Source organism: Bradyrhizobium hipponense, from assembly GCF_008123965.1.
GTDB lineage: Bacteria > Pseudomonadota > Alphaproteobacteria > Rhizobiales > Xanthobacteraceae > Bradyrhizobium > Bradyrhizobium hipponense.
Genome location: NZ_VSTH01000285.1, coordinates 1 through 571, shown reverse-complemented (window position 1 = coordinate 571; position 571 = coordinate 1). Strand labels below are relative to the sequence as shown.

Below are 571 nucleotides of genomic sequence, written 5' to 3'. Positions count from 1 at the left end.
TTTTGCGTTCAGGGAGCCATCAGCCCGCTCCTTGCCAACATCTTCCTGCACTACATCCTCGATCTCTGGGCCCACCAATGGCCTCGTCGCCATGCACGCGGTCGCATTGTGACCGGGCGCTATGCGGACGACTTCATCGTGGGCTTCGAGAGCAAGACCGATGCGCAGGAAATGCTCTTGGCCCGGCCAGCTTCGGCCTGACGCTCCATAAGGACAAGACGCGGTTGATCGAGTTTGGCCGGTTCGCGGCCCTCTCGCGTCAGCGGCGCGGCGATCGGCGGCCAGAAACCTTCGCCTTCCTGGGCTTCACCCACTACTGCGGGCGGACCCGAGATGGCCGGTTCATCGTGAAGCACAAGACGGAAGGGAAACGCCTGACGCGCAAGCTGACGGCGTTGCGCCAGGACGCTTGGCGGCTCATGCACGCGCCACTAGCCAAGCAGCACGAGTGGTTCGCCGCCGTGCTGCGCGGGCACTATGGCTACTATGGCAGGCCGCACAATTATCCAGCGCTCAACGGATTCTACCGCGAAGTGCGTCGGACCTGGCTGCGTTGTCTGAGACGGCGCAG

The 571-nt window shown here is 63.6% G+C and carries 1 protein-coding gene and 1 pseudogene; both read left to right on the top strand.

The features are described from left to right. The coding region (locus FXV83_RS44835; protein ID WP_249776252.1) for a reverse transcriptase domain-containing protein at nt 1–201 on the top strand (201 nt) is incomplete at its 5' end. A gap of 23 nt (nt 202–224) precedes the next feature. Further along, a pseudogene (locus tag FXV83_RS44830) lies at nt 225–571 on the top strand (group II intron reverse transcriptase/maturase); the annotation flags it as partial.